The sequence below is a fragment of the endosymbiont of Ridgeia piscesae genome (assembly GCF_001443665.1).
In the GTDB taxonomy this organism is placed as follows: domain Bacteria; phylum Pseudomonadota; class Gammaproteobacteria; order Chromatiales; family Chromatiaceae; genus Endoriftia; species Endoriftia persephonae.
Genome location: NZ_KQ557137.1, coordinates 23329 through 46198, shown reverse-complemented (window position 1 = coordinate 46198; position 22870 = coordinate 23329). Strand labels below are relative to the sequence as shown.

Here is a 22870-nt window from a genome sequence, read left to right as displayed (position 1 = left end):
GTAGTTGATGATAGGAACAATGGCGGATCGCGATGGGGTCATCTGGCTTGACGGTGAGATGGTGCCTTGGCGCGAGGCAAAGACCCACGTACTGACCCACACCCTGCACTACGGCATGGGCGTGTTCGAAGGGGTGCGGGCCTACCACGCTGAACAGGGCACCGCCATTTTCCGGCTTGAGGAGCACACCGAACGGCTGTTCAACTCCGCCCATATCCTGGGGATGCGGATGCCCTTCGATCGCGACACCCTTAACGCGGCGCAGCGGGCGGCGGTGCGCGAAAATAATCTGGATTCCGCCTATGTCCGTCCGATGTGTTTTTATGGCTCCGAGGGCATGGGGCTGCGCGCCGACAATCTCAAGGTGCATGTGATGGTCGCTGCCTGGGAGTGGGGCGCTTATCTGGGCGATGACGGCATCAACAAGGGCATCCGCATCCGCGTCAGCTCTTTTACCCGTCACCACGTCAACGCCACCATGTGTCGGGCCAAGGCCAATGGCAACTACATGAACTCGATGATGGCGCTGCAGGAGGCGCTGCACGATGGCTACGACGAGGCGCTGCTGCTGGATGCCAACGGTTTTGTCATGGAGGGCTCCGGCGAGAACATCTTCATCGTCCGCGACGGCGTTCTGCACACCCCCGATCTGACCTCCGCACTGGACGGCATCACCCGCAAGACGGTGATCGAGCTGGCCGGCGAGATCGGCGTGCCGGTAGTGGAGCGTCGCATTACCCGCGACGAGATCTACATCGCCGACGAGGCCTTCTTCACCGGCACAGCCGCCGAGGTGACACCGATCCGCGAGGTCGACAACCGCCAGATCGGTTCCGGTAGTCGCGGCCCGATCACCGAGCGGCTGCAGAAGATGTACTTCGACCAGGTCCACGGCCGCCGCGAGACCCGCCCCGAGTGGCTGGCGTACGTCTAACCCGCTGCTTTTCCAGAGGAAGATCCCATGTCTGAATTCAACGCACGCCCTGTCGGGCAGGAAGTGATCAAGGTCAAGCGTAGCGAGCTGCCGCTGAGCTGCCCGCCCCAAAGCGCGTCGCTGGCGGCTATGCATCCGCGGGTCTACCTGCCGATCGAGAAGACGGGCAGCGCGGTCTGTCCCTACTGTGGCGCAAGCTACCAGCTGGACGACTGATTCAGCGCCATCGGTTTGGGCTCAGCTTCCCCCATTCTGGTGGTCGGCCCCTCCTGGGCCGGCGATATGGTGATGGCTCAGAGCCTGTTCAAGGCGCTGAAACGGCGCGCTCCCGAAGCATCTGTCGAGGTGCTCGCCCCCGGTTGGAGCAAGCCACTGCTGGCACGCATGCCAGAGGTGGATGCGGCGATCGAGATGCCGCTCGGCCATGGCCGGCTCGGTCTGGCTGAGCGTTGGCGGCTCGGCCGTTCGCTGCGCAATCGTGGTTACTCTCAGGCGATCCTCCTCCCCAACTCCCTCAAATCGGCGCTGGTCCCCTTCTGGGCCAGGATCCCTCTACGCACCGGTTGGATCGGTGAGCTGCGCTACGGCCTGCTTAACGATGCCCGTCGGCTCGACAAACAGCACTGGCGTATGACGGTGCAGCGCTTCGTGGCGCTGGCCCAGCCCGCCGGGGAGCGTGAGCTGCCGGAGATTGAGCCCCCGGCGTTGCAGGTCGACCCCGCCGAGCGCCAGCGGGCGCTGCAGGCGCTGGGACTGAAGAAAGGCGAACGGCCACTGCTGGCGCTCTGCCCTGGTGCCGAGTTTGGTCCCTCCAAGCGCTGGCCCGAGGCCCACTATGCGGAGTTGGCCAACCACTATCTCTCCCAGGGCTGGCAGGTCTGGCTGTTTGGGTCCGACAAGGATCAGCCTGTTTGCGCCGAGATCGATCGGTTGAGCGACGGGGCCTGTGTCGATCTGGCCGGGCGTACCACCCTGGCGCAGGCGGTGGATCTGCTCTCCCTGGCCGATGCGGTGGTGAGCAACGACTCTGGGTTGATGCATGTCGCAGCCGCGTTGGATCGCCGTCTGGTGGCGGTCTATGGCTCCACCGACCCCGGTTTCACGCCGCCGCTGAATTCCCGTTCCAAGGTGGTGCGGTTGGGCCTCGACTGTAGCCCCTGCTTTCAGCGTGAATGCCCAAAAGGCCATCTCGACTGCCTGAACAGGCTGCCGGCAGAGTCGGTGATCGATGCGCTGGAGGCGCTGCCCCGATGAGGGTGCTGCTGGTCAAGACCTCCTCCCTGGGAGATCTGATCCACAGCTTGCCGGCGCTCAGCGATGCGCAGCGGGCGATCCCCGGTATCCGCTTCGACTGGCTGGTGGAGGAGGGCTTCGGCGAGATCCCCGCCTGGCACCCGGCGGTGGAGCAGGTGATCCCGGTGGCGCTGCGGCGCTGGCGTAAAGCGCCGCTCAAGGCCTGGCGCAGTGGCGAGTGGCGGCGCTTCCGCACGCTCTTGCGTGAGCGCGAGTATGATCTGGTGATCGATGCTCAGGGGTTGCTGAAGAGCGCCCTGCTGGCAGTGCAGGCGCGGGGTGAGGTGGTCGGCCTGGATGTTGATTCGGCGCGGGAGCCTCTCGCCTTCCTCGGCTACGACCGCTGTTTCAGCGTAGCCAAGGGGCAACACGCGGTAGCCCGGCTGCGCCAGCTATTTGCTGCCGCCCTTGGCTATCCTCTGCCAGAGAGCGCGGCCGATTTTGGCATCGTCTCGCGCTTTCAGCAGGCCGATCCCGCAGCACCGCCCTACCTCTTCTTTCTGCACGGCACCACCTGGCAGAGCAAACACTACCCCGAGGCCCAGTGGCGGGAGCTGATCGGGTTGGCCGCCGAGGCGGGTTTTAAGGTGCAGCTCTCCTGGGGCAGCCCGGCGGAGCGGGAGCGTGGCCTGCGCCTGGTCAAGAGTAGCGCCAGCGCCAAGCTGATGCCGCGCCTACAGCTGAGTGAATTGGCGGCGTTGCTCGCCGGAGCGGCTGGGGTGGTCTCGGTCGATACCGGCCTGGCCCATCTGGCTGGGGCATTGGGGGTGCCAAGCGTCGTGCTGTTTGGTCCCACCGCAGCGGGCCTGACCGGGTTGATTGGCGCGCGCCAACAGAATCTCCAGGCGGCGATGAAGTGTGCACCCTGTCTGAGGCGCCGCTGCCCGCTGTCGGATCTGGGCGAGCCGCTCTGCTTTCAAACCCTGCCGCCGCCGCAGGTCTTTGCGCAACTGCAGGCGAACATGGCACAGTCGCTTCCTGATCCAGAGTGAGCGAAGAGTGACCATGCGAGTCAGCGGCTTTACCTTTCTGCGCAACGGCGTGCTGTTGGGCTATCCCTTCATCGAGAGCATTCGTTCAGTGTTGCCGATCTGCGACGAGTTTGTGGTGGCGGTGGGGCAGAGTGATGACGGTACCCGTGAGCAGATCGAGGCGATCGGCAGCGACAAGATCCGTATCATCGATACTCAGTGGAACGAGGCGATGCAGGACCGCGGCTATGTCTATGCCCAGCAGAAGATGATCGCGCACTTCAATTGCAGTGGCGACTGGGCCTTCTATCTGGAGGGGGATGAGGTGCTGCATGAGGATGATCTGGATAGCATCCTCGCCAGCATGCAGCGTCACCTGGATGACCCGGAGGTGGAGGCGCTGGTGTTCGACTACCACCACTTCTACGGCAGCCCGGAGTGGCTGGCAGTCAGTCCGGGCTGGTATCGGCGCGCACCGCGGATCATCCGCAACTCGATTCGCAGCTACTCCCCCGATGGGCTGTTTTTTGTGGTGATGGATCGAAACAAGCAGGGCCGCTATCCGCGGGCTGCGTTGGCGAATGCGCCGATCTACCACTACGGCCATGTGCGCAGCAGCGAGCGGATGCGCGAGAAGATCAATCAGGTGAGTCGCTACTGGGGCCATCAGCCGCCTAAGTTTGAAGGCTACGCCATTGACCCTCAGGCGCTGGCGCGGTTTCAGGGAGCTCACCCGGCGGTGATGGCCGACTGGCTGGCGCGGGATGCGCAGCAGAGCTTTGTCCCTGATCCTGACTACCGGCCAACCCGCCGCGAACTAAAACACCGTCGGGCGATGCGCCTGGAGCGCTGGTTCGGGCTGGAGTTGAGCAAGAAGCACTACAAGCTGGTCAGGGATTGAGGTAGATGAGCGCACGCCCCCAATGGCAGCAGCAGAGCGATGAGCTGGCCCGCGGGATGGTGGTGGCGGCGGCCTTTGCCATCCCGCTGCCCACCGCCTGGGTGGGTATCACGATGGGGCTATTCCTGCTGTTCTGGATCGCTGGCGGCGACTTCGCCAACAAGTGGCAGCGGGTTCGGCAGAATCCGGTGGCGCTGATGGCGTTGGGGCTGTTTGCCCTGTTGGGTCTGGGGGTGAGCTATTCGAGTGTGGGCCTTGGTGAGGCGCTTGAAGGTTGGGGCGCCTATCACAAGCTGATCTATATCGCGCTGCTAGTGTCGGTGTTGAATGAGCCAAAATGGCAGCAGCGGGCGTTGATGGCTTTTGTGCTGGCGATGCTGTTGGTGCTGCTGCTCTCCTATGCGCAGCTACTGGGGTTCTGGCCGGAGGGCAAGCCAGAGCAGGAGTTTGCGCCATTCAAGGGGCGTATCGCGCACAACTTCTTTATGGCCTTCACTGCCTATCTGGTGTTCGATCTGTTTATGCGTCAGCCTGCCCGGCGCCTATTGTGGGGCGGCATCTTGCTGCTGATGCTCTACAACATCCTGGTGATGGTGCCGGGGCGCACCGGGCAGCTGGTGTTGTTTGTGATGGTGGTGTTGGCTACCTGGCACCATTGGCGCTGGCGCGGCCTGTTGGTCGGAGCGCTGTTGACACTGGCGCTGGGAGCTGCGGCGATGCAGTTTTCCGACGGTTTTCGGCCACGGATGCAGGCGCTGCTGGATAATGCCAGCAGTTACTTTGAGGGAGGGGCAGCAGAGAGCTCCACCGGTCTGCGCCTCTCCTACTATGAAAACTCCATCGAACTGATCCTGAAGCATCCCCTGATCGGTACCGGTACCGGCAGCTTTATCCACGAGTACCAGCAGCACGCCAACGCCAAGGGGGTGCCGCTGACCGACAATCCCCATAACGAATATCTCAATCTGGGGGTGCAGCTGGGGCTACTGGGGATGGGCGCACTGTTGCTGTTTTTTCTACTGCAGTGGCGTTTTGCCGGTTTGATGCGGCCGGAACAGCGGAGGCCGGCTCAGGCGCTGGTGTTGGCGATGGCGTTGGGCTGCCTCTTTAACTCCTTCCTGATGGACCATGGTGAGGGCAAGTTCTATGTGATCCTTGCCGGGATCCTGTTTGCCAGGACCAGAGAGGCCACCGCCCAGGCGCTGTGCGAGGGTACGCCCGCCTCCCTCAGCGTGATCATCATCACCCGTAACGAGGCGGCGCGGATCCGTGCCTGCCTGGAGTCGGTGAGCTGGGCCGACGAGATCCTGGTGCTCGACTCCGGCAGTAGTGACGAGACTCTGGCGATCTGTCGAGAATACACCGACAAGGTGTTTGTGAACCGCGACTGGCAAGGCTTTGGCGTGCAGAAAAACCGAGTGCTCGACAAGGCCAGTGGCGACTGGGTGCTGTCGATTGATGCGGATGAGCAGGTGCCCGAGGCGCTGCAGGCGGAGATCCACCAACTGCTGGTGTTGGCTGATGAGACCCCGGCAGTCTACAAGATTCCTCGGCTCTCCTCCTACTGTGGCCGGCAGATGCGCCACGGTGGCTGGTGGCCCGACTATGTGGCACGGCTGTTCCGTCGCGGCAAGGCGCGCTTCAGCGATGATCTGGTCCATGAACGTCTGCTGTTCGTGCCACCAGCGGGGCGTCTGGAGAACCCGCTTACCCACCAGAGTTTCGACAACCTGGAGCAGGTGCTGGAGAAGGTCAACCGTTACTCCAGCGCCAGCGCCGAGCGGATGCTGCAACAGGGCAAGCGGGGTGGGGTCGGCAAGGCGCTGCTGCGTGGTCTCTGGAGCTTCCTGCGCGGTTATATCTTGCGTGCCGGCTTTCTCGATGGCCGCGAGGGGTTGATGCTGGCGATCTCCAATGCCGAGGGGGTCTACTACAAATACCTCAAACTCTATTACCTGGGGCGGCGTCGGTGAGAGTGAGCCTGATCGTCACCAGCTACCAGTGGCCGGAGGCGCTCGCCTGTGTTGTGCAGAGCCTGTTTCGGCAGAGCCGGCTGCCGGATGAGATCATCGTCGCCGATGATGGCTCAGGGCCTCAGACCCGTGAGCAGATCGCGCAGCTGGCAGTGAGCGCGCCCTGTCCGCTGCATCACGTCTGGCAGCCGGATCAGGGGTTTCGTGCGGCGGCGATCCGTAACCGTGCAGTGGCCCGAGCCAGCGGCGACTATCTGATCTTTCTCGACCACGACTGCATCGCCTTCCCCCATTTTGTCGAGCGCCAGCTGGGCCTCGCCGAGCCGGGCTGGTTTGTCGCCGGCAACCGCCTGCTGCTGAATTCCAGCCTCAGTCGGCGGGTGCTCGACGGCGAGCTCTGGCCGCCGGACTGGAGCGCCAGGCAGTGGCTCACCGCCCGCCTTAGCGGCGGGGTCAATCGCCTGCTACCGCTGCTGCGGATCGGTGAGGCGCGCTTCCGCAAACGCTGGGCACGGCGCTGGCAGGGGGCGCGGAGCTGTAATCTGGCACTCTGGCAGGAGGATTTTCTCGCAGTGAACGGGTTCGATGAGTCGTTCCAGGGCTGGGGACATGAGGATGCTGATCTGGCGGCACGGCTGATCGCCAGTGGCCACTATCACAAGGATGGCCGTTTTGCCCTGCCAGTGTTGCATCTCTGGCATATCGAGAATCCCCGTGCCATGGAGACGCAGAACCGCCAGCGGCTGGAGGCAACCCTATTGGGTGAGCGCAGTGCCTATGCCGAGCAGGGGGTGAGTCGTTACCTGAATCCGACGCTGGAGGTGGGTGGTGGCTGAGCTGCCTGCATTCAAGCCGCTGCAGCGGCCTCTCACTAAACCACCTAAGCGAGTGCTGCTGATCGCTACCCGGCAGATCGGCGATGTGCTGCTGGCGACGCCGCTGTTGCGTTCGATGCGCCGTGCCTGGCCGGAGGCGGTGATCGATGTCTTGGTCTACAAAAACAAGGGCCAGATGCTGCAGGGCAATCCCGATCTGAATCAGGTGATCGAGATCGAGGAGCACCCCGACTTCGCCCAGTACCGGGCGCTGTGGCGGCGTATCTTTCGCCGCTACGAGCTGGCAGTCTCGACGCTGGCGGGGGATCGGCCGAATGTCTATGCGTTCCTGGCAGCGCCCAGGCGGCTCAGCCTAATCCCTGACCTGCTGCCCAAGAGCCGTTGGAAACGCTGGATCAACCAGGGCTGGGCCCTGCTCGATAATGTCCAGACCCACACCGTTGAGCAGAATCTGATGCTGGCGCGGGTGCTGGGCATCGCGCCGCTGCACCAGCTGGTACCGCCCGTCGCTGCGAGTGACCCCTTCGGTGAGCTGGGCGGATTCCTTGGCCGACATGCGTTTGTGCTGCTCCATCCTTTTCCCATGTGGCGCTACAAGCGCTGGACCGAGGCGGGCTGGCAGGCGCTGCTCACGCATCTTGCTGGGCGTGGTCTGAAACTGCTGATCACCGGCGGGCCAGACCCGGAGGAGCGTAGCTTCTGCGAGCGACTGGCGGCAACGCTGCCGGAGTCGGCGTTGGCAATCCCGGCGGGCTTTGGCTTCGGCGAGCTGGCGGCATTGATGCGTCACGCATCATTGTTTGTCGGCCCGGATACCGCCCTGACCCACTTGGCTGCCGCCTGCGGTACGCCAACTCTGGCGCTGTTCGGTCCGAGCAACCCGGTCAAGTGGGGCCCCTGGCCGAGCGGTTATGCCGATACTCAGCCGCCATTCAAGATGTATTCCGAAACAGCGCAGCGGGTGGCCAATGTGAGCCTGCTGCAGCCGCACTATGCGGAGGCCTGCGTGCCCTGCCGGGAGGAGGGGTGCGAGCGTCACAAGGGCAGTGCTAGCCTTTGCCTTGATCAGCTGCCGGCGCAGCGGGTAATCGCCGCAGTGGATGCGCTGCTGGTTGGTGAGTTGATCCTCGACTAACTGGCGAACTGGGTGTCGTAAAGTGTGCGATAGACCCCGTTGCGGGCCATCAGGCTGGTGTGGTCGCCCTGCTCGATGATGCGGCCCTGCTCCATCACCAGGATCCGGTCGGCGCTCTCGATGGTAGAGAGGCGGTGGGCGATGATCAGAGTGGTGCGGTTCTGTGTGAGGGTCTGCAGTGCCTCCTGGATGTAGCGCTCCGATTCGTTGTCGAGTGCCGAGGTGGCCTCGTCGAGGATCAGGATCGGCGCATCCTTGAGCAGCGCGCGGGCGATGGCGAGGCGTTGGCGCTGGCCGCCGGAGAGGCGGGTGCCATCTTCGCCGATCAGGGTCTCGATGCCGTCTGGCATCTGTTCGATGAACTCGATGGCGTGGGCGGCGCGGGCCGCCTCCAGCACCTTGTCGCGGGGGGTGCCGCGCATCAACCCGTAGGCGATGTTGGCCTCTACCGTGTCGTTGAACAGGGTGACATCCTGGCTCACCAGGGCGATGTTGTTGCGCAGCTGTGCCAGTGGCATCTCACGGCAGTCGATGCCGTCGAGCAGAATCCGGCCCTGATTCAGCTCATAGAAACGCGGCAGCAGGCTCGCCAGGGTGCTCTTGCCACTGCCGGAGGGGCCGACTAGGGCAACGGTCTCGCCGGTCGCGATCTTCAGGTCGATGTCGCGCAGGGCCGGCTCACTTGCGCCCTGGTAGCTGAAGTGGATCCTCTCAAAGTGGATCTGGCCGCTGAGGCGTTCGATCGGTCGCTGCCCCTGGTCTGCCTCGCTCGGCTCATCGACCAGGTCAAACACACTCTCTGCCGCCGCCAGCCCCTGCTGTAGTTGCTCGTTGATGCGGATCAGCTTTTTCAGCGGTGACAGCAGCATCACAATGGCGGCGATGAAGGAGACAAAGGAGCCGACGCTGAGCTGGTCGTTGAGCGATTGGATCGAGGCAAAATAGAGCATCCCGGCGAGTCCCAGCACCATTACCATCTGGCCGGCGGGTGAGCTGATCGAGGCGGCGGCGACGCGTTTCATGTGGTAGCGCCGCACCCAGTTGCTGATCTCGCGGAAACGGCCCGACTCGTAGGCCTGGCCACCGAACAGTTTGATCACCTGGTTGCCCTGGATCGCCTCCTCCAGCACATGGGTCATCTCCCCCATCGAGCTCTGGATCGAGTGGCTGAGGCGGCGTAGACGCTTGCTGATCAGGCGCACGATGAGCACGATGATCGGCGCCAGCAGGAACACCACCAGGGTCAGTCGCCAGTTGAGCCAGAGCATGTAGCCGACCAGCCCGAGCACCGCCACCGAGTCGCGCACCAGCACGATCAGTACCTCAGTGGAGGCGGCGGCCACCTGCTCGACGTTGAAGGTGACCTTGGAGAGCACGGTGCCGGTGGGGTTGTCATCATAGAAGCGGTTGGGCAGGCACAGTAGCTTGTCAAAGATCTGGTTGCGCAGGTCCATCACCACCCGGGTCGAGACCGCGTTGATGGTCATGGTACTGGCATAGCTGGTGAGGGCGCGCAGCAGAAACACGCCGACCAGGGCGAACGGCATCAGACGGATCGTCTGCGGATCCTTCTCCACGAAACTGCCGTCGAGCAGTGGTTTGAGCAGTGCCGGCAGCATCGGTTCGGTGAGCGCCAGCAGCACGGTGAAGAAGATCGAGAGCGCAAACAGCCGGCGGTAGGGTTTGACGTAGCCGAGCAGCCGCAGATAGAGGGTCTTGCTGGTGAGTTTGGGCATGCGGGCTCGGTCCTGGCGGGGTGTAAAGAAATCCGTCGGCAATTCTACCGGGGCGGCCTAGTGATCACCAGTTGGCGCGGTGCTCATGCTATGATCGCGCTTTTCCTGTGACCCGGACGAGAGCGATGTCGATCGAAATTCCCAGCTTTGAGCAGGCCCGCATCCTGGTGGTGGGGGATGTGATGCTCGACCGCTACTGGCACGGCGAGGCGGTGCGCATTTCGCCGGAGGCGCCGGTGCCGGTGGTGCGGGTGGGCGAAGAGGAACAGCGCCCCGGTGGCGCCGGCAATGTGGCGCTGAATGTCGCCGCATTGGGAAGCAACGCCATGCTGGCAGGCATCATCGGTGATGACGAGCCGGGTCGGATGCTGGGGGATATCCTTGATGCCGCCGGGGTCGACTGCCGTTTCGAATATCTGGATGGCCTTCCCACCATCACCAAGCTGCGGGTGGTCAGCCGTCACCAGCAGTTGATTCGCCTAGACTTTGAGGATGACTTCCCGGCCGCCGGCAGCGAGCTGCTGCTGGAGGCCTGCCGCGCAGTGATCGAAGAGGTCGATCTACTGCTGCTCTCTGACTACGCCAAGGGCACCCTGCAGGATATCCAGGGGCTGATCGAGCTGGCCAGGCAGCACGGCAAGCCGGTGCTGGTGGACCCAAAACAGCAGGATTTTTCACTCTACCGTGGCGCTACCCTGCTGACCCCCAACCTGGCCGAGTTCGAGTCGGTGGTCGGCCCCTGCCGGGATCAGGAGGAGATCGTCAGCAAGGGCCAGGCGCTGATCCGACAGCATGATCTGCAGGCGCTACTGATCACCCGTGGTGAGCAGGGGATGAGCCTGCTGCAGCGCGACCTGGAACCCCGACACATGCCGACCCATGCTCGCGAGGTGTTCGATGTTACCGGTGCCGGCGACACCGTGATCTCAGTGTTGGCGGCGGGCTTGGGGGCCGGGCTCAGCCTGGAGTTGGCGACCCACATCTCCAACGTGGCCGCCGGGGTGGTGGTCGGGAAACTCGGCACCGCCTCGGTGACGGTGGACGAACTCAAGGCGGCGATGCTCGAGCATCAGGCGACTCATCGCGGCGTGGTCAATGAGGATGGGTTGCTGCGGCTGATCGGCCTCGCCCGCATCCAGGGCGAGAGCATCGTTGTCACGAACGGCTGTTTCGACATCCTCCACCCCGGTCATGTCACCTATCTGGAGGAGGCAAGCCGCCTCGGCGACCGACTGGTGGTGGCGGTCAACGTGGACGAAACGGTGCGCCAGCTGAAGGGCGAGAATCGGCCGGTGAACGGCCTCGAGCACCGCATGCATGTGCTGGCAGCGCTGGCCTGTGTCGATTGGGTGGTGCCGTTCAGTGAAGAGACCCCAGAGCGGTTGATCTGCCGCCTCAAGCCTGATTTTTTGGTAAAAGGCGGCGACAATGATCCGGACAAGATCCCCGGCGCAGCCTGCACCCGCGAGGCGGGGGGCGAGGTGCGGGTGCTGAGCTATGTGGAAGGTGTCTCGACGACACGGATAGTGGAGTCGATCCGGGAGAGCTAGTCTGCATTTAGAAGCTCGGGAATAGACGCAGAGCACCCGGAAGGACAGAGGTCGCAGATAACCTAATCGATTGAATTAATAGGTAATTAATTCTTTGCGACCTTTGCGTTTAACATGCGCGTTTCCGGACGGACACTAGCGCTCTGCGACTGCAAGCCAGTTGTTGCGACGCGGTGAAAATCAAAGTGAAAACAGTCGAAACCGACATCGTCATCTTCGGCGGCGGCATCGCCGGTCTCTGGACCCTGAGCCGCCTGCGCCAGGCCGGCTACGCCTGTCTGTTGCTGGAGTCGGGGTACCTCGGCGGGGTGCAGACGATGGCCTCCCAGGGGATCATCCATGGTGGCACAAAGTACGCACTGGCCGGCAAGCTGACTGGCTCCTCCCAGGCGATTCGCGAGATGCCACAGATCTGGCGTGACTGCCTAGCTGGCCGTGGCGAGATCGATCTGAGCCGGGTACGGCTACTCGCCTCGCATCAGCACCTCTGGTCGAATGGCATGCTCTCGCGGATGGCGGGTTTCTTCGCCGGCAAGGTGATGCAGAGCCGGATCAGCGAGGTGCAGGGGGAAGATCGTCCCGCACTGTTTCGTGACCCAGCGTTCCACGGCAGCGTCTACCAGCTCGATGAGCCGGTGCTCGACATCGCTTCCTTGATTATGGAGCTGCAACGTCAACACGGCGACTGTTGTCTGCAGCTGGCGGGGCCAGAAGTGGTCGAGTTCTGTTCTGAAAACCATTTAAGGCTGCAGGGCGAGGATGGCCGTCAGCTGGAGATCCGCTCCCGGCGCATCCTGCTCAGTGCCGGTGCCGGTAACCAGACACTGCTGCGCCGGCTCGGCCGCGACACCCCGGCGATGCAGCGTCGCCCGCTGCAGATGGTGATGCTGCGTGGTGCACTGCCGCAGCTCTATGCCCACTGTCTCGGCGCCAGCGCCAATCCGCGCCTGACGATCACCAGCTACCCAGTGGCGGATGGCGTGCGGATCTGGTACCTGGGAGGCGATATCGCCGAAAATGGCGTTGGCCGCGATGCCGATGCGCAGATAGCCGCGGCGCAACAGGAGCTGCAGGAGCTGCTCCCTTGGGTCGATCTGAGAGGCGTGCAGTGGGCGACGCTGAACGTGGATCGCGCCGAACCCCGCCAGCCTGACGGCAAGCGCCCCGATAATCCTTATCTGGAGGAACGGGATGGTGTGCTGGTCGGCTGGCCCACCAAGCTGGCCTTTGCGCCGCTGCTGGCGCGTCGGGTGGAGGCGCAGTTGCGCAGCGCCGGCATCGAACCAAATCTACCAGAGGTGGTGCCCGACTGGCCCGCCCCACAACGGGCGGCACTGCCCTGGGAACACGCACAATGGAGCTGAGACCGCTTGGCACGACCGGCATCCAGGTCAGCCCGCTGGGGCTGGGCACGGTGAAGTTTGGCCGCAACCAACAGGTGAAGTACCCGAGTCGGTTCGAGATCCCGGATGACCGGGCGGTGCGGGAGCTGCTGGCGCTGAGCCGCGATCTGGGCATCAACCTGATCGATACCGCCCCGGCCTACGGCAATAGCGAGCAGCGCCTCGGCGAGCTGCTGCCTGGCAGCCGTCACGACTGGGTGATTGCCACCAAGGTGGGGGAGATCTTCGAGGCGGGCGAGTCGCGCTTCGATTTTTCCGCCGAGCATACCCGCGCCAGCGTGGAGCGCAGTCTGCGGCGCTTGAGAACCGACTATCTGGATCTGGTGCTGATCCACTCCCAGGGTGAGGATCTGCGAATCCTTGAACAGGAGCCAGTGTTGGATACCCTGCGCCAACTCAAACAGGAGGGCAAGCTGCGCGCCATCGGTATGTCGAGCAAGACCATTGAGGGCGGGCTGCAAGTGGTGCAGAAGTGCGATCTGGTGATGGCGACCTGTAATCTCGATTACAACGAAGAGCTGCCGGTGCTGCAGGCGGCGGCTGATGCGGGCAAGGGGGTGCTGGTGAAAAAGGGGCTGATGAGTGGCCACCTGCAGGGAGCTGAGGGAGTTCTTCGCTCGATGGCGTTCATCTTCGACCAGCCCGGCGTCAGCAGCATGATCATCGGCACCATCAATCCGGCACATCTGCGTTCAAACGTGACGGCGATTGAGGCCGTCCTGGCTGGTCGCTGATGCGCGGCCTCTACACTTTGCTGGTCTATCTGCTGCTGCCGCTGGTGGTGCTGCGGCTCTTCTGGCGCAGCCTGCGCGCGCCGGCCTACCGGCAGCGCTGGCTGGAGCGGTTTGGTTCACTGCCGCTGACCCTGCAGCAGGATTCGATCTGGCTGCACGCGGTCTCGGTGGGCGAGGTGCAGGCCGCCCAGCCGCTGATCCGTGAGCTGCTGCTGCGCTATCCGCAGATGCCGCTGGTGGTCACTACCACCACCCCCACCGGTGCCAGGCGGGTTGATGAGCTGTTTGGCGGTGAGGTGCACCACATCTATGCCCCACTGGATGTGCCGCTGGTGGTGCGGCGTTTTTTTCGCGCCCTGCGACCGCGTATCCTGATCCTGATGGAGACCGAGATCTGGCCCAATCTGCTGCATGAATGTCAGCGGCGGGGAGTGCCTTCACTGCTGGCGAATGCGCGTCTCTCGGCTCGTTCGGCGCGCCGCTATCAGCGACTGTCTGGTCTGACTCGGCAGACCCTGCAGCGGATCGATCTGATCGCCGCCCAGGGTGAGCGGGACGCAGAACGCTTCATCGGCCTGGGTGCTGTCTCCGAGCGGTTGCTAGTGAGCGGCAGTGTCAAGTTTGATCTGCGTCTGCCGGCGAGCCTGCGTGAGCAGGTCGATGTGCTGCGCCGCGAGTGGGGGCAGGAGCGACCGGTGTGGATCGCTGCCAGCACCCACGAGGGTGAGGAGGGACCGATCCTTGAGGCCCACGCGCAGATTCGTGAGCGTCTGCCGAATGCGCTGCTGGTGCTGGTGCCGCGTCATCCGGAACGTTTCGAGCGGGTCGCCGAACTGGTGAGCGTCAGTCGGATGGCGATGGTGCGCCGTTCGCAGCAGCGTCCCTGCAGCGGGAGCACGGCGGTGTTTCTCGGCGACAGCATGGGGGAACTGCCGTTGTTTCTCGGTGCTGCTGATCTGGCCTTCATAGGGGGCAGTTTGGTGCCGGTGGGTGGGCATAACATCCTCGAGGCGGCGGCCCAGGGGGTGCCGGTGGTGTTTGGCCCGCATGTGTTCAACTTTGCCGAGATCAGTGAGCTGTTTCTGGCCCAGGGTGCGGCCCGCCAAGTGCAGGATGTCGCCGGGCTGGTCGCCCTGTTGCTGAGCTGGCTGGGAGATGCCAGTCAGCGCAGCGTGGTGGGTGAGCGGGGCCGGGAGCTGGTGGAGGCCAATCGTGGTGCGCTGCAGCGGCTGCTGCAGCAGGTCGATCAGCTGTTGGCCGGCGGGTGGCGCTAACGAAAAAGTTGTGTGACCGCTTTGAAGTGGGCGTGGCCGGCGTCACTCAGCCACTCATAGGCGACCGATTCCGCATTGCTGATGATGACCTCGCCACCACGCAAGCGTTCGATGGCGTTGCGGCGGTTATTGGATGAGCGGGAGGCGATAGCGTCTTCCACCACAAACACCTGATACCCCCACTGCTGCAGGCCGGATGCCGTCTGCAGTACACAGATGTGGGATTCCAGGCCAACGATGATGATCTGCTTGCGCTCTTCGGCGCGCTCAAGCTCTTCCTCGAAGCCGGGGGCGGTGCAGCAGGAGAAGGCGAGCTTGTCTTTGGCATCCACCTCGGGGGCAAGGTGCTGGGTGATCTCAGGCAGGGTGCGTCCAAGGCCCTTGGCGTAGTGCTCCGAGAGCACCACTGGGATCTCCAGTATCTGGGCCGCCTGGCTCAGGCGGTTGATGTTGATTAGCATCTGCTCGCGATGCGGCGTGTACATCGCCTTCGCCAGCTTCTCTTGCACATTGATGATCAGCAGCTGGGAGCTTTTTGCATGGGCAAGCGGTAGTCTTACTTTGTGCAGATTCATCGCGCATCTCGTTTTGTCGAAATGGTCAGGCGCAATGCGCAGAGAATCGGCTCCCGGCGCTTGGATTCAGAACTCAAATGACTTCGCTGGCGCGGCTCCCTGCAACGCCTTCAGTTCAGTCTCGAGGATAGCCTCTTCACGGAACGCGCGCTCCGATTCTCGGGTAATTAGCAGCAGCTCCATCACCGGTGCCTCACCGACCGCAATAAACAAACGTCCGCCGGGCTTCAGCTGGGAGCGGAAGATCTCTGCCTGCTCACTGGTGGGGACCGAGCCGGAGACCAGGATGGCGTCAAACGGACCTTTGATCGACGGGGTCTGCAGCGCATTGCCGGTGCTCAGCGAGACGTTGTGGATGCCCATCTCGTCGAGGCGGGCGGCTGCCTGCTCGGTGAAGTCGGCATGGATGTCGATGCTGACCACTTGCCGCGCGAGCTTCGCCAGACAGGCGGTGAGAAAACCGCTGCCGGTGCCGACCTCATAGACCAGATCAGAGGGCTGGATGTCGAGCGACTGCAGCGCCTTGCCTTCGATACGCGGGAAGAGCATCGCCTCGCCGTGGCCGAGCGGGATCTCGCAATCGGCAAATGCCAGGCCGCGGTAGGCCGCCGGCGCGAAAGCCTCGCGGGGTAGCGTCTGCAGGGTCTCCAGTGCCGCCGGGGAGAGAACCTCCCAGGGCCGGATCTGCTGCTCGATCATATTGAAGCGGGCCCGTTCGATACTGCTCTCGATCATTGGTAAAACCTTGTGCCTAATATTGAATTGACTGTGCTAAACAAGCCTACGGATTTTGCCTGTTTCAGGCAAGGCGGAGGGGTACGGCGGTGGAGAGGAGGCTAGACTCCGAGGTGGTGGAGCAGGGGGCTGTGGATCTGAATAACTGGTGGACGGTTTCCCTGCATGATGATCGTGGCGGTTGATAACCCCGTGATGTTTATTGGCTTTAAGTTGGGACGGAATTGCATTGCATGGCGCCATCTATATACTGTTCCGGGATTGCAGCGGAGGGGTGATAAGCCCCAATCAACGTGGCGCCATGGTCGGCGCAGTAAACAACCCCCCACACAGTGAGACAACCAGCTAGGGGCGCCTGATTTTCAGGCTGAGAGAGACCCTTACCACCTGATCCGGTTAATGCCGGCGTAGGGAAGCTGAACGCACCGACAGCGCTCGCTTCCCTCTGTATCTTGAGAGCAGCCACCATGAGCGCCATCCCAGAAGATTTTATCAAAAAGACCGCCAACCTCTCCGAAGAGGTGACCCGTCCCTTCCTCAAGTCGAAGAAGATCTATGTCGAGGGTTCGCGCCCCGATATCCGCGTGCCGATGCGCGAGATCGAGCAGGATCCCACCGCCGCCAGTTTCGGTGCGGAAGAGAACCCGCCGATTACCGTCTACGACACCTCTGGTCCTTTTACTGACCCGGAGCAGAAGATCGACCTGATGAAGGGCATGCCCGACCTGCGCTCTGGCTGGATCGATGAGCGGAATGACACCGAACAGCTGGAGGGCCCCAGCTCTGAATACGGTCGCGCCCGCCAGGGCGATCCGGAATTGGCCGGTCTGCGCTTCGAGCACATCCGCGCCCCGCGTCGTGCCAAGCCGGGCCAGAACGTCACCCAGATGCACTACGCTCGCCAGGGCATCATCACTCCGGAGATGGAGTTCGTGGCGATCCGCGAGAACTGCCGTCTGCAGGAGATGAAGGCCGATCCACGCTACGCCAAACTGCTACGCCAGCACGCCGGTGAGCCGATGGGCGCGCAGATCCCTGATGAGATTACCCCGGAGTTTGTGCGCTCCGAGATCGCCGCCGGGCGTGCCATCATTCCCGCCAACATCAACCACCCGGAGATGGAGCCGATGATCATTGGTCGCAACTTCCGGGTGAAGATCAATACCAACATCGGTAACAGCGCCGTCAGCTCGTCCATCGACGAGGAGGTGGAGAAGATGGCCTGGTCCGCCCGTTGGGGCGGCGATACCCTGATGGACCTCTCCACCGGCAAAAACATCCACGAGACCCGTGAGTGGATCCTGCGCAATAGCCCCATGCCGATCGGCACCGTGCCCATCTATCAGGCGCTGGAGAAGGTTAACGGCAAGTCCGAGGATCTCACCTGGGAGATCATGCGCGATACCCTGATCGAGCAGGCGGAGCAGGGCGTCGACTACTTCACCATTCATGCTGGCGTGCTGTTGCGTCACGTGCCGCTGACGGCTGATCGCGTCACCGGTATCGTCTCCCGTGGCGGCTCGATCCTCGCCAAGTGGTGTCTGGCCCATCATGAGGAGAATTTTCTCTACACCCACTTCGAAGATATCTGCGAGATCATGAAGGCCTACGACGTCGCCTTCTCTCTGGGTGACGGCCTGCGCCCCGGCTGCCTGGCTGATGCTAACGACGCCGCCCAGTTCGGTGAGCTGGAGGCCCTGGGGGAGCTCACAAAGATCGCCTGGAAACATGACGTGCAGGTGATGATCGAAGGCCCTGGCCATGTGCCGATGCAGATGATCAAAAAGAACATGGACAAGGAGTTGGCCGACTGTTTCGAGGCGCCGTTTTATACCCTCGGCCCGCTGGTCACCGATATCTCCCCCGGCTACGATCACTTCAGCTCAGGCATCGGTGCGGCACAGATCGGTTGGTATGGCACCGCTATGCTCTGCTACGTTACGCCCAAAGAGCATCTGGGCCTGCCGAATAAAGAAGACGTGCGGGAAGGCATCATTACCTACAAGGTGGCGGCCCACGCCGCCGACCTGGCCAAGGGGTTTCCCGGCGTCCAGCTACAGGACAACGCTATGTCCAAGGCGCGCTTCGAGTTCCGCTGGGAGGATCAGTTCGCCCTCGGCCTCGATCCGGAAAAGGCTCGCGACTTCCATGACGAGACCATGCCCCACGACTCCCACAAGGTGGCGCATTTCTGCTCCATGTGCGGCCCCCATTTCTGCTCCATGAAGATCACCCAGGAGGTGCGCGAATTTGCCGCCAAACAGGGGATTTCAGAGATCGACGCGTTGAAGCAGGGTATGAATGAGAAGTCGGTGGAGTTTAAGCAGCAGGGCAGCGAGATATATAAAGAGATCTGACCCACGCCTCCTCACCAAGGCACCAAGGACGACACCAAGGGGTCGGAGTCAAACCGTACTACTGCGTTACGGCTAGGTGGCGCGTGTTATCCGGTTTGACTCCGACCCCTTTTATTTTAAATTGCATCCTCAGAAAAAATGGAAAAAAACATAACGACCAGTGAAGGAGGCGGGGATGGTCAGGCAGCATCGCCGCAAGGACAAGCCGCTAAGCATCAATCTGAATTGGATTGTTCTAAGTGTGAAGCGAGGCATCGCTGCCTGGGGGAGGGACTCAGTGAAGAGCAGCTGCTGGGGCTACGTAAGATTACTCGCACCCTGGGTCCTTTCCAGCCCGGAGAGGCCATCTTCAGGGTAGAGGGCAAATTCAAGTCCTTGTTTGTCATTCAGTCGGGTGCTGCCAAGATCGAAACCGCCTCTTTCGAGGGTGCGAAATTGGTGGATGGTTTCTTTTTTCGGGACGACCTGGTGGGCCTGGAGTCGATCGGTGCCCAGCAATATGGCCACGATGCCATCGCATTGGAGCGGACTTTGGTTTGTGAACTCCCTTTTAATCAGCTTGAGTCGCTTTGTTCGTTCGTGCCGAGGCTACAACGGAAGCTATTGATCATTCTGGGGCAGAAGATTCGCTACACGAACGAGACCATCGTGCATGGGCGCTATGTGAGTGGTGAAAAGCGTCTGCTATTTTTTCTGCAGATGCTTTGCGAAAAGAAGATCATTAAGAAAAACGACAATACAGGCAGCGTGGATCTGCCCATGTCAAAAGGAGATATCGCCAGTTATCTGGGTTTGCGGCCTGAATCCCTCAGCCGGGTGCTGACCAAGCTCCAGAGTGACGGCATTATTCGAAACCATACAAAGAAGATAGAGTTTCTAGATATCAAGGCAATCCTGCAGCAAGTGTGCAGGTAACACGGAGAAGTTGTCCCGTCTAAAATTTACAAATTTGGAGTCAGAGTAAAAATCAGATCATCCCACTATGAGTTTTTACATTGCCCCCCAATATCCCAAGAAGAAGCTCAATTTTCTTCCCAAACACCTGAAGGAGTCAAAGCGGATCGCCTTCGCCGAGCAGCGCCTCCGAGCGTAGCGGTCGCGCCGCCAGTGGATTTGATGGTGAGGCTATCAGGAGCGGCGGCGTCCAATTGGGCGTTGCCGTTTTTTTGTTGCCCGGTTGTTCTTTTTGCGGAAGAAGCCGCGCAGGCGCTCCCGCAGCGGCAAGTTTTGCATCGGGCAGGCGCTGGTGATGCTGACAGGCTGGCTCGACTGTGGTTGGTCGGCATTCACCACCCGCCCGTCGGCCAGCTTAATCAGGCGTCCGGCGGCCTGTATCACGTCCGGATCGTGGGAGGAGATCAGGAAGGTCGTACCCAACTTCTGATTTAGCCCCTGCATTAACTGGATCAGATCCCGCCCGGTGCTGGAGTCGAGATTCGCGGTGGGTTCATCCGCCAGTACGATGCGAGGTTCGCTGGCCAGCGCCCGGGCAACTGCAACCCGCTGTTGTTGGCCGCCGGAGAGCTGGTCTGGGCGACGATAGCCAAGATGCTCTATACCGACCTCGTTTAGCCAGTGGTTGGCGATCGCCTCGCTCTGCTTGCGGCTCTTGCCCTGCAGCTGACAGACATAGGCGACATTCTCCCGTGCGCTGAGCACCCGCACCAGATTGTAAGACTGGAACACAAAGCCGATGTTTCGCAGCCGGAACTGGCTGCGCTGCTGTTCGGGTTGGGCAAGGATGTTCTTTCCGTCGATGAGAATCTGCCCCCGGTCTGCAGACTCCAGTGCGCCGATCAGGTTGAGCAGGGTGCTCTTGCCCGAACCGGAGCGTCCCGCCAGTACCGTAAACTCGCCGGGCTTGATGTGTAGGTTGATACCGTTGAGGGCAGGATAGGGCATGGTGCCGACCCAGTAGCACTTGTAGATATCTTTGGCCTCGATGATGTTGTTGCTTTTGTTTTCTTGCATGGGCTTACTGGATTCTTAGAGATTGGCTGAGCTGGATGCGAGTGGCCTGCCAGGCGGGATAGATGCCGGCCACCAGTGAAGCAATCAGGGTGGTGCCGAGGATACGCCGGGTGCTCTCGGCGCTCAGGTTCGGCACGATGACCGGGTCCATATAGAAAAACTGGAAGGCATTGGCATAGGCGGAGAGGTCGACCCCCTGATCGGCCAGTGCAAACACCACCGCGCCACCGACCAGATAACCGAGCAGGCTACCGAACAGGATCAGCATTACCGCCTCCAACAGCAGCATGGCAAAGATCTGCCGGCGACGGGTGCCCACTGCGAGCATGATCGCCAGCTCCTTCTGTCGTTCATGCAGGGCGATCAGCATGGTGTTGAGGATCTCCACCAGCACCAGCAGTGCCACGACCAGGATGATCACCAGCCCGTAGGCATCACTAAAGTCGAGCCACTGGCGGACCATTGGATCGAGAGCCTTCCAGGTGAGGATTTCGTAGTCCTGCTCCGAGAGAAGCTGGCGTAGGATGCGCCGGATGCGGTCGGTATCCTGGTGTTGCTGGGCGCGGATAACGATGTCGGTGACCACTCCCGGCATGCCGAGCCAGAGTTGCGTCGAATCGAGCGGGATCAGTGCCAGGGTGCGGTCGATCTGCGGTGCGCCCGACTCGATGACGCCACGCAGGAAGAAGATCTCTGAGACCATCTTGCCGCTGGCAGTCTGTGACATCAGCACCACCCGGTCGCCCAGTTTTGCGCCGATATTCTGTGCCACGGTTGCGCCAAGCAGTAGATCGTGGGCCATACCTGGATTGAGCCAGCGCCCCTGCACTACAGACTCGTGCATGTGGGTGACCCAGGTCTCCTGTTCGGGGTCGATGGCCATGATCTGCACGCCGGCACTGTTGCCGCCGCGTGAGATCAGCCCGGAGCTGCGGATGCGCTGGGTCCAGCCCTGGACCTCGATGATGCTCGACATCAGGCTAGTCACCTCCTCAGGCAGCTCGATGTGATCAGCCAGGTTCTGCGATGCCTCGAAACCCTGTGCATGCACTTGCACATGGCCGGTGAAACTAAGGATGAAGTTGGTACGCATCTGCTCGAGCCAGCCATCGTTGAGCGCGCCGAGCAGGGTCAGGGTGGCGATGCCGAAGATCATCACGGAGAGGGTGATGAGGGTGCGCCGCGGATTGCGCCAGAGATTGCGCAGACTCAGCTGCAGATAGAGGCGGGCGGGGAGCCTGGTTGCGTCAGACATGGCGCAGCGCCTCGGCGGGTTGCAGTCGGCTGACTCGCCGCGCGGGGTAGATGCCCGCCAGCAGGGAGGTGAGCAGGATCGCCAGGGTGGTGATGCCGAGATGTTGCAGGTTGAGATTCGGGTAGATCAACGGGTCGACATAGAAGCGGGTGGTGGAGCCCAGCAGCAGCGACAGATCGATGCCGGTGTGTTGGGTGAGCAGCACAATCGCAATACCGAGCAGAATGCCGCAGAAGATGCCAAGCAGGCCGATCGCCAGCGCCTCGCTGAGGATCATCAGGGTGAGCTGACGGGGCTGGGTGCCGATCGCCATGAAGATGCCAAATTCGCGGGTGCGTTCAAGCATCGACAGCAACAGGGTATTGAGTTCACCGGCCAGCACAATGAACAACACAACGCCGAGGAACAGGTAGAGGAAGCCGTTGTGCAGGGTGATCCACTCCTGCATCACCGGAAACATGTCGCTCCAGGCCATCACCTCCAGGTCCTGATCGGCTAGTGTCAGCAGAAGATCCGCCTTCAACGAATCGAGGCGCTCTTCCGGAACCCTGACCACCAGGTCTGTAACACCACCGGGGAAGTCGAGCATCTCCTGCAGTGCGCTTAGGCTGGTGAGCGCCATGCCACGGTCGAGCCCCATCTCACCGCTGGTGATGATGCCAATCAGACGGAACTCCTCCGCCACCAGCGCACCAAAGCGGTCGTAGCCGAGTAGTACCAGGGAGTCGCCCAGCCCGATCTTGAGATTGCGCGCGGTGGTGGCGCCGAGGATGCAGACAAACGCATCGCCAGGCTGTAGGAAACGCCCCTCGCCGATACGTTCTTTCAGCTTGGTGACACGGGGTTCGTGCACTGGGTCCATGCCGATCAGCATCACCCCTTCGGTGGTGGTGTCAGAGGCGGCTAGGGCGAAGCTCTCCAGACGTGGGCTCCATGTGTTCGCACCGAGTCGGTTGAGGGTTTGAGTGACCTGATCGGGATGGCGCAGATGGAGTGATAGCTTGGGGTTTTCAAAGAATCCTTGGCGGTGGATTTGCAGGCTGCCGATGATCGACTCCTGAAAGTTCTGCAGCATGTTGTGGTGCAGGCCATCGTTAAAGCCCCAGAGGAAGATCAACGAGGCGAGGCCGGTTGCGATCGCTCCCACCGTGAGCAGGGTGCGGCGCAGATTGTCGCTCAGGCTGCGCAGTGCGACAGCAAGAATCAGTCGGTTGGCCGAGCTTGCAGTGTTCCCCAT

Annotated in this window: 20 protein-coding genes and 1 riboswitch; of the genes, 14 read left to right on the top strand and 6 right to left on the bottom strand. The window is 62.0% G+C overall.

Annotated features, from left to right (window positions below; genetic code table 11):
- Positions 1 to 10: 10 nt before the first annotated feature.
- From Ga0074115_RS11510 to Ga0074115_RS11475, 8 genes are read left to right on the top strand one after another with little or no spacing between them, the layout of a single operon-like run.
- Positions 11 to 934 (top strand): branched-chain amino acid transaminase, encoded by a 924-nt coding sequence (locus Ga0074115_RS11510; RefSeq protein ID WP_060528546.1) that lies wholly within the window; start codon positions 11 to 13, stop codon positions 932 to 934.
- Between the two features lie 27 nt (positions 935 to 961).
- A complete protein-coding gene (locus tag Ga0074115_RS11505) occupies positions 962 to 1150 on the top strand; it encodes a zinc-finger domain-containing protein (RefSeq protein ID WP_057957108.1) in 189 nt (62 codons plus the stop codon).
- Between the two features lie 15 nt (positions 1151 to 1165).
- Entirely contained in the window at positions 1166 to 2188 is a 1023-nt protein-coding gene (gene waaF, locus Ga0074115_RS11500; RefSeq protein WP_060528540.1) for a lipopolysaccharide heptosyltransferase II, read from the top strand.
- Complete coding sequence (waaC, locus tag Ga0074115_RS11495) at positions 2185 to 3219, top strand: lipopolysaccharide heptosyltransferase I (protein ID WP_057957109.1); 1035 nt, start codon at positions 2185 to 2187, stop codon at positions 3217 to 3219. Before waaF ends, waaC begins: the two co-directional genes overlap by 4 nt.
- 13 nt (positions 3220 to 3232) lie before the next feature.
- Positions 3233 to 4099 (top strand): glycosyltransferase family protein, encoded by an 867-nt coding sequence (locus Ga0074115_RS11490; RefSeq protein ID WP_057957110.1) that lies wholly within the window; start codon positions 3233 to 3235, stop codon positions 4097 to 4099.
- Positions 4100 to 4104: 5 nt separating this feature from the next.
- Entirely contained in the window at positions 4105 to 6072 is a 1968-nt protein-coding gene (locus Ga0074115_RS17180) for an O-antigen ligase family protein (RefSeq protein WP_082626930.1), read from the top strand.
- A complete protein-coding gene (locus Ga0074115_RS11480; protein WP_232433063.1) occupies positions 6069 to 6908 on the top strand; it encodes a glycosyltransferase family 2 protein in 840 nt (279 codons plus the stop codon). Before Ga0074115_RS17180 ends, Ga0074115_RS11480 begins: the two co-directional genes overlap by 4 nt.
- Complete coding sequence (locus tag Ga0074115_RS11475) at positions 6901 to 8043, top strand: glycosyltransferase family 9 protein (protein ID WP_232433062.1); 1143 nt, start codon at positions 6901 to 6903, stop codon at positions 8041 to 8043. The genes Ga0074115_RS11480 and Ga0074115_RS11475 overlap by 8 nt, the downstream gene beginning before the upstream one ends.
- Here the strand turns inward: Ga0074115_RS11475 and msbA are convergent.
- Positions 8040 to 9779: a lipid A export permease/ATP-binding protein MsbA gene (gene msbA, locus Ga0074115_RS11470; RefSeq protein ID WP_060528539.1), complete on the bottom strand. Its 1740-nt coding sequence runs from the start codon at positions 9777 to 9779 to the stop codon at positions 8040 to 8042. The two genes, Ga0074115_RS11475 and msbA, sit on opposite strands and share 4 nt — an antisense overlap.
- A 125-nt stretch (positions 9780 to 9904) precedes the next feature.
- Between msbA and hldE the strand changes: the two genes are divergently transcribed.
- From hldE to waaA, 4 genes are all read left to right on the top strand, one after another.
- Complete coding sequence (gene hldE / locus Ga0074115_RS11465) at positions 9905 to 11329, top strand: bifunctional D-glycero-beta-D-manno-heptose-7-phosphate kinase/D-glycero-beta-D-manno-heptose 1-phosphate adenylyltransferase HldE (RefSeq protein WP_198295072.1); 1425 nt, start codon at positions 9905 to 9907, stop codon at positions 11327 to 11329.
- A gap of 185 nt (positions 11330 to 11514) precedes the next feature.
- On the top strand, positions 11515 to 12693 hold the full coding sequence (locus Ga0074115_RS11460; RefSeq protein ID WP_060528538.1) for an FAD-dependent oxidoreductase: 1179 nt from the start codon (positions 11515 to 11517) through the stop codon (positions 12691 to 12693).
- On the top strand, positions 12684 to 13466 hold the full coding sequence (locus Ga0074115_RS11455; RefSeq protein WP_057956163.1) for an aldo/keto reductase: 783 nt from the start codon (positions 12684 to 12686) through the stop codon (positions 13464 to 13466). The genes Ga0074115_RS11460 and Ga0074115_RS11455 overlap by 10 nt, the downstream gene beginning before the upstream one ends.
- Entirely contained in the window at positions 13466 to 14740 is a 1275-nt protein-coding gene (gene waaA / locus Ga0074115_RS11450; RefSeq protein ID WP_057956162.1) for a lipid IV(A) 3-deoxy-D-manno-octulosonic acid transferase, read from the top strand. The genes Ga0074115_RS11455 and waaA overlap by 1 nt, the downstream gene beginning before the upstream one ends.
- Here the strand turns inward: waaA and Ga0074115_RS11445 are convergent.
- Together Ga0074115_RS11445 and Ga0074115_RS11440 are read right to left on the bottom strand one after the other, a co-directional pair.
- Positions 14737 to 15315 (bottom strand): isochorismatase family protein, encoded by a 579-nt coding sequence (locus tag Ga0074115_RS11445; RefSeq protein WP_060528537.1) that lies wholly within the window; start codon positions 15313 to 15315, stop codon positions 14737 to 14739. The two genes, waaA and Ga0074115_RS11445, sit on opposite strands and share 4 nt — an antisense overlap.
- Positions 15316 to 15381: 66 nt before the next feature.
- On the bottom strand, positions 15382 to 16050 hold the full coding sequence (locus tag Ga0074115_RS11440; RefSeq protein ID WP_057956160.1) for a protein-L-isoaspartate O-methyltransferase family protein: 669 nt from the start codon (positions 16048 to 16050) through the stop codon (positions 15382 to 15384).
- A gap of 337 nt (positions 16051 to 16387) precedes the next feature.
- A riboswitch (TPP riboswitch) is annotated at positions 16388 to 16481 on the top strand.
- A 36-nt stretch (positions 16482 to 16517) separates the two neighbouring features.
- Here Ga0074115_RS11440 and thiC point away from each other — a divergent pair.
- Both thiC and Ga0074115_RS11430 read left to right on the top strand, forming a co-directional pair.
- Entirely contained in the window at positions 16518 to 18407 is a 1890-nt protein-coding gene (thiC, locus tag Ga0074115_RS11435; RefSeq protein WP_060528536.1) for a phosphomethylpyrimidine synthase ThiC, read from the top strand.
- A gap of 138 nt (positions 18408 to 18545) precedes the next feature.
- A complete protein-coding gene (locus Ga0074115_RS11430) occupies positions 18546 to 19322 on the top strand; it encodes a Crp/Fnr family transcriptional regulator (protein WP_057956158.1) in 777 nt (258 codons plus the stop codon).
- Between the two features lie 213 nt (positions 19323 to 19535).
- Here Ga0074115_RS11430 and Ga0074115_RS11425 read toward each other — a convergent pair whose 3' ends face one another.
- From Ga0074115_RS11425 to Ga0074115_RS11415, 3 genes are read right to left on the bottom strand one after another with little or no spacing between them, the layout of a single operon-like run.
- The gene (locus tag Ga0074115_RS11425; protein WP_006475785.1) at positions 19536 to 20378 is read right to left on the bottom strand and encodes an ABC transporter ATP-binding protein; all 843 of its coding nucleotides are present in this window, start codon (positions 20376 to 20378) and stop codon (positions 19536 to 19538) included.
- A gap of 4 nt (positions 20379 to 20382) precedes the next feature.
- Positions 20383 to 21633, bottom strand: a complete 1251-nt coding sequence (locus Ga0074115_RS11420; RefSeq protein ID WP_057956156.1) for an ABC transporter permease — start codon at positions 21631 to 21633, stop codon at positions 20383 to 20385.
- Positions 21626 to 22870: an ABC transporter permease gene (locus Ga0074115_RS11415; protein WP_060528535.1), complete on the bottom strand. Its 1245-nt coding sequence runs from the start codon at positions 22868 to 22870 to the stop codon at positions 21626 to 21628. The genes Ga0074115_RS11420 and Ga0074115_RS11415 overlap by 8 nt, the downstream gene beginning before the upstream one ends.

What these genes read in the sequence shown, in the direction of transcription:
- Ga0074115_RS11505 (WP_057957108.1), top strand. Translation starts at nt 962, where the DNA reads ATGTCTGAATTCAACGCACGCCCTGTCGGGCAGGAAGTGATCAAGGTC.
- waaC (WP_057957109.1), top strand. Translation starts at nt 2,185, where the DNA reads ATGAGGGTGCTGCTGGTCAAGACCTCCTCCCTGGGAGATCTGATCCAC.
- Ga0074115_RS11490 (WP_057957110.1), top strand. Translation starts at nt 3,233, where the DNA reads ATGCGAGTCAGCGGCTTTACCTTTCTGCGCAACGGCGTGCTGTTGGGC.
- Ga0074115_RS17180 (WP_082626930.1), top strand. Translation starts at nt 4,105, where the DNA reads ATGAGCGCACGCCCCCAATGGCAGCAGCAGAGCGATGAGCTGGCCCGC.
- msbA (WP_060528539.1), bottom strand. Translation starts at nt 9,779, where the DNA reads ATGCCCAAACTCACCAGCAAGACCCTCTATCTGCGGCTGCTCGGCTAC.
- hldE (WP_198295072.1), top strand. Translation starts at nt 9,905, where the DNA reads ATGTCGATCGAAATTCCCAGCTTTGAGCAGGCCCGCATCCTGGTGGTG.
- Ga0074115_RS11455 (WP_057956163.1), top strand. Translation starts at nt 12,684, where the DNA reads ATGGAGCTGAGACCGCTTGGCACGACCGGCATCCAGGTCAGCCCGCTG.
- waaA (WP_057956162.1), top strand. Translation starts at nt 13,466, where the DNA reads ATGCGCGGCCTCTACACTTTGCTGGTCTATCTGCTGCTGCCGCTGGTG.
- Ga0074115_RS11445 (WP_060528537.1), bottom strand. Translation starts at nt 15,315, where the DNA reads ATGAATCTGCACAAAGTAAGACTACCGCTTGCCCATGCAAAAAGCTCC.
- Ga0074115_RS11440 (WP_057956160.1), bottom strand. Translation starts at nt 16,050, where the DNA reads ATGATCGAGAGCAGTATCGAACGGGCCCGCTTCAATATGATCGAGCAG.
- thiC (WP_060528536.1), top strand. Translation starts at nt 16,518, where the DNA reads ATGAGCGCCATCCCAGAAGATTTTATCAAAAAGACCGCCAACCTCTCC.
- Ga0074115_RS11430 (WP_057956158.1), top strand. Translation starts at nt 18,546, where the DNA reads ATGGAAAAAAACATAACGACCAGTGAAGGAGGCGGGGATGGTCAGGCA.
- Ga0074115_RS11425 (WP_006475785.1), bottom strand. Translation starts at nt 20,378, where the DNA reads ATGCAAGAAAACAAAAGCAACAACATCATCGAGGCCAAAGATATCTAC.
- Ga0074115_RS11420 (WP_057956156.1), bottom strand. Translation starts at nt 21,633, where the DNA reads ATGTCTGACGCAACCAGGCTCCCCGCCCGCCTCTATCTGCAGCTGAGT.
- Ga0074115_RS11415 (WP_060528535.1), bottom strand. Translation starts at nt 22,870, where the DNA reads ATGGGGAACACTGCAAGCTCGGCCAACCGACTGATTCTTGCTGTCGCA.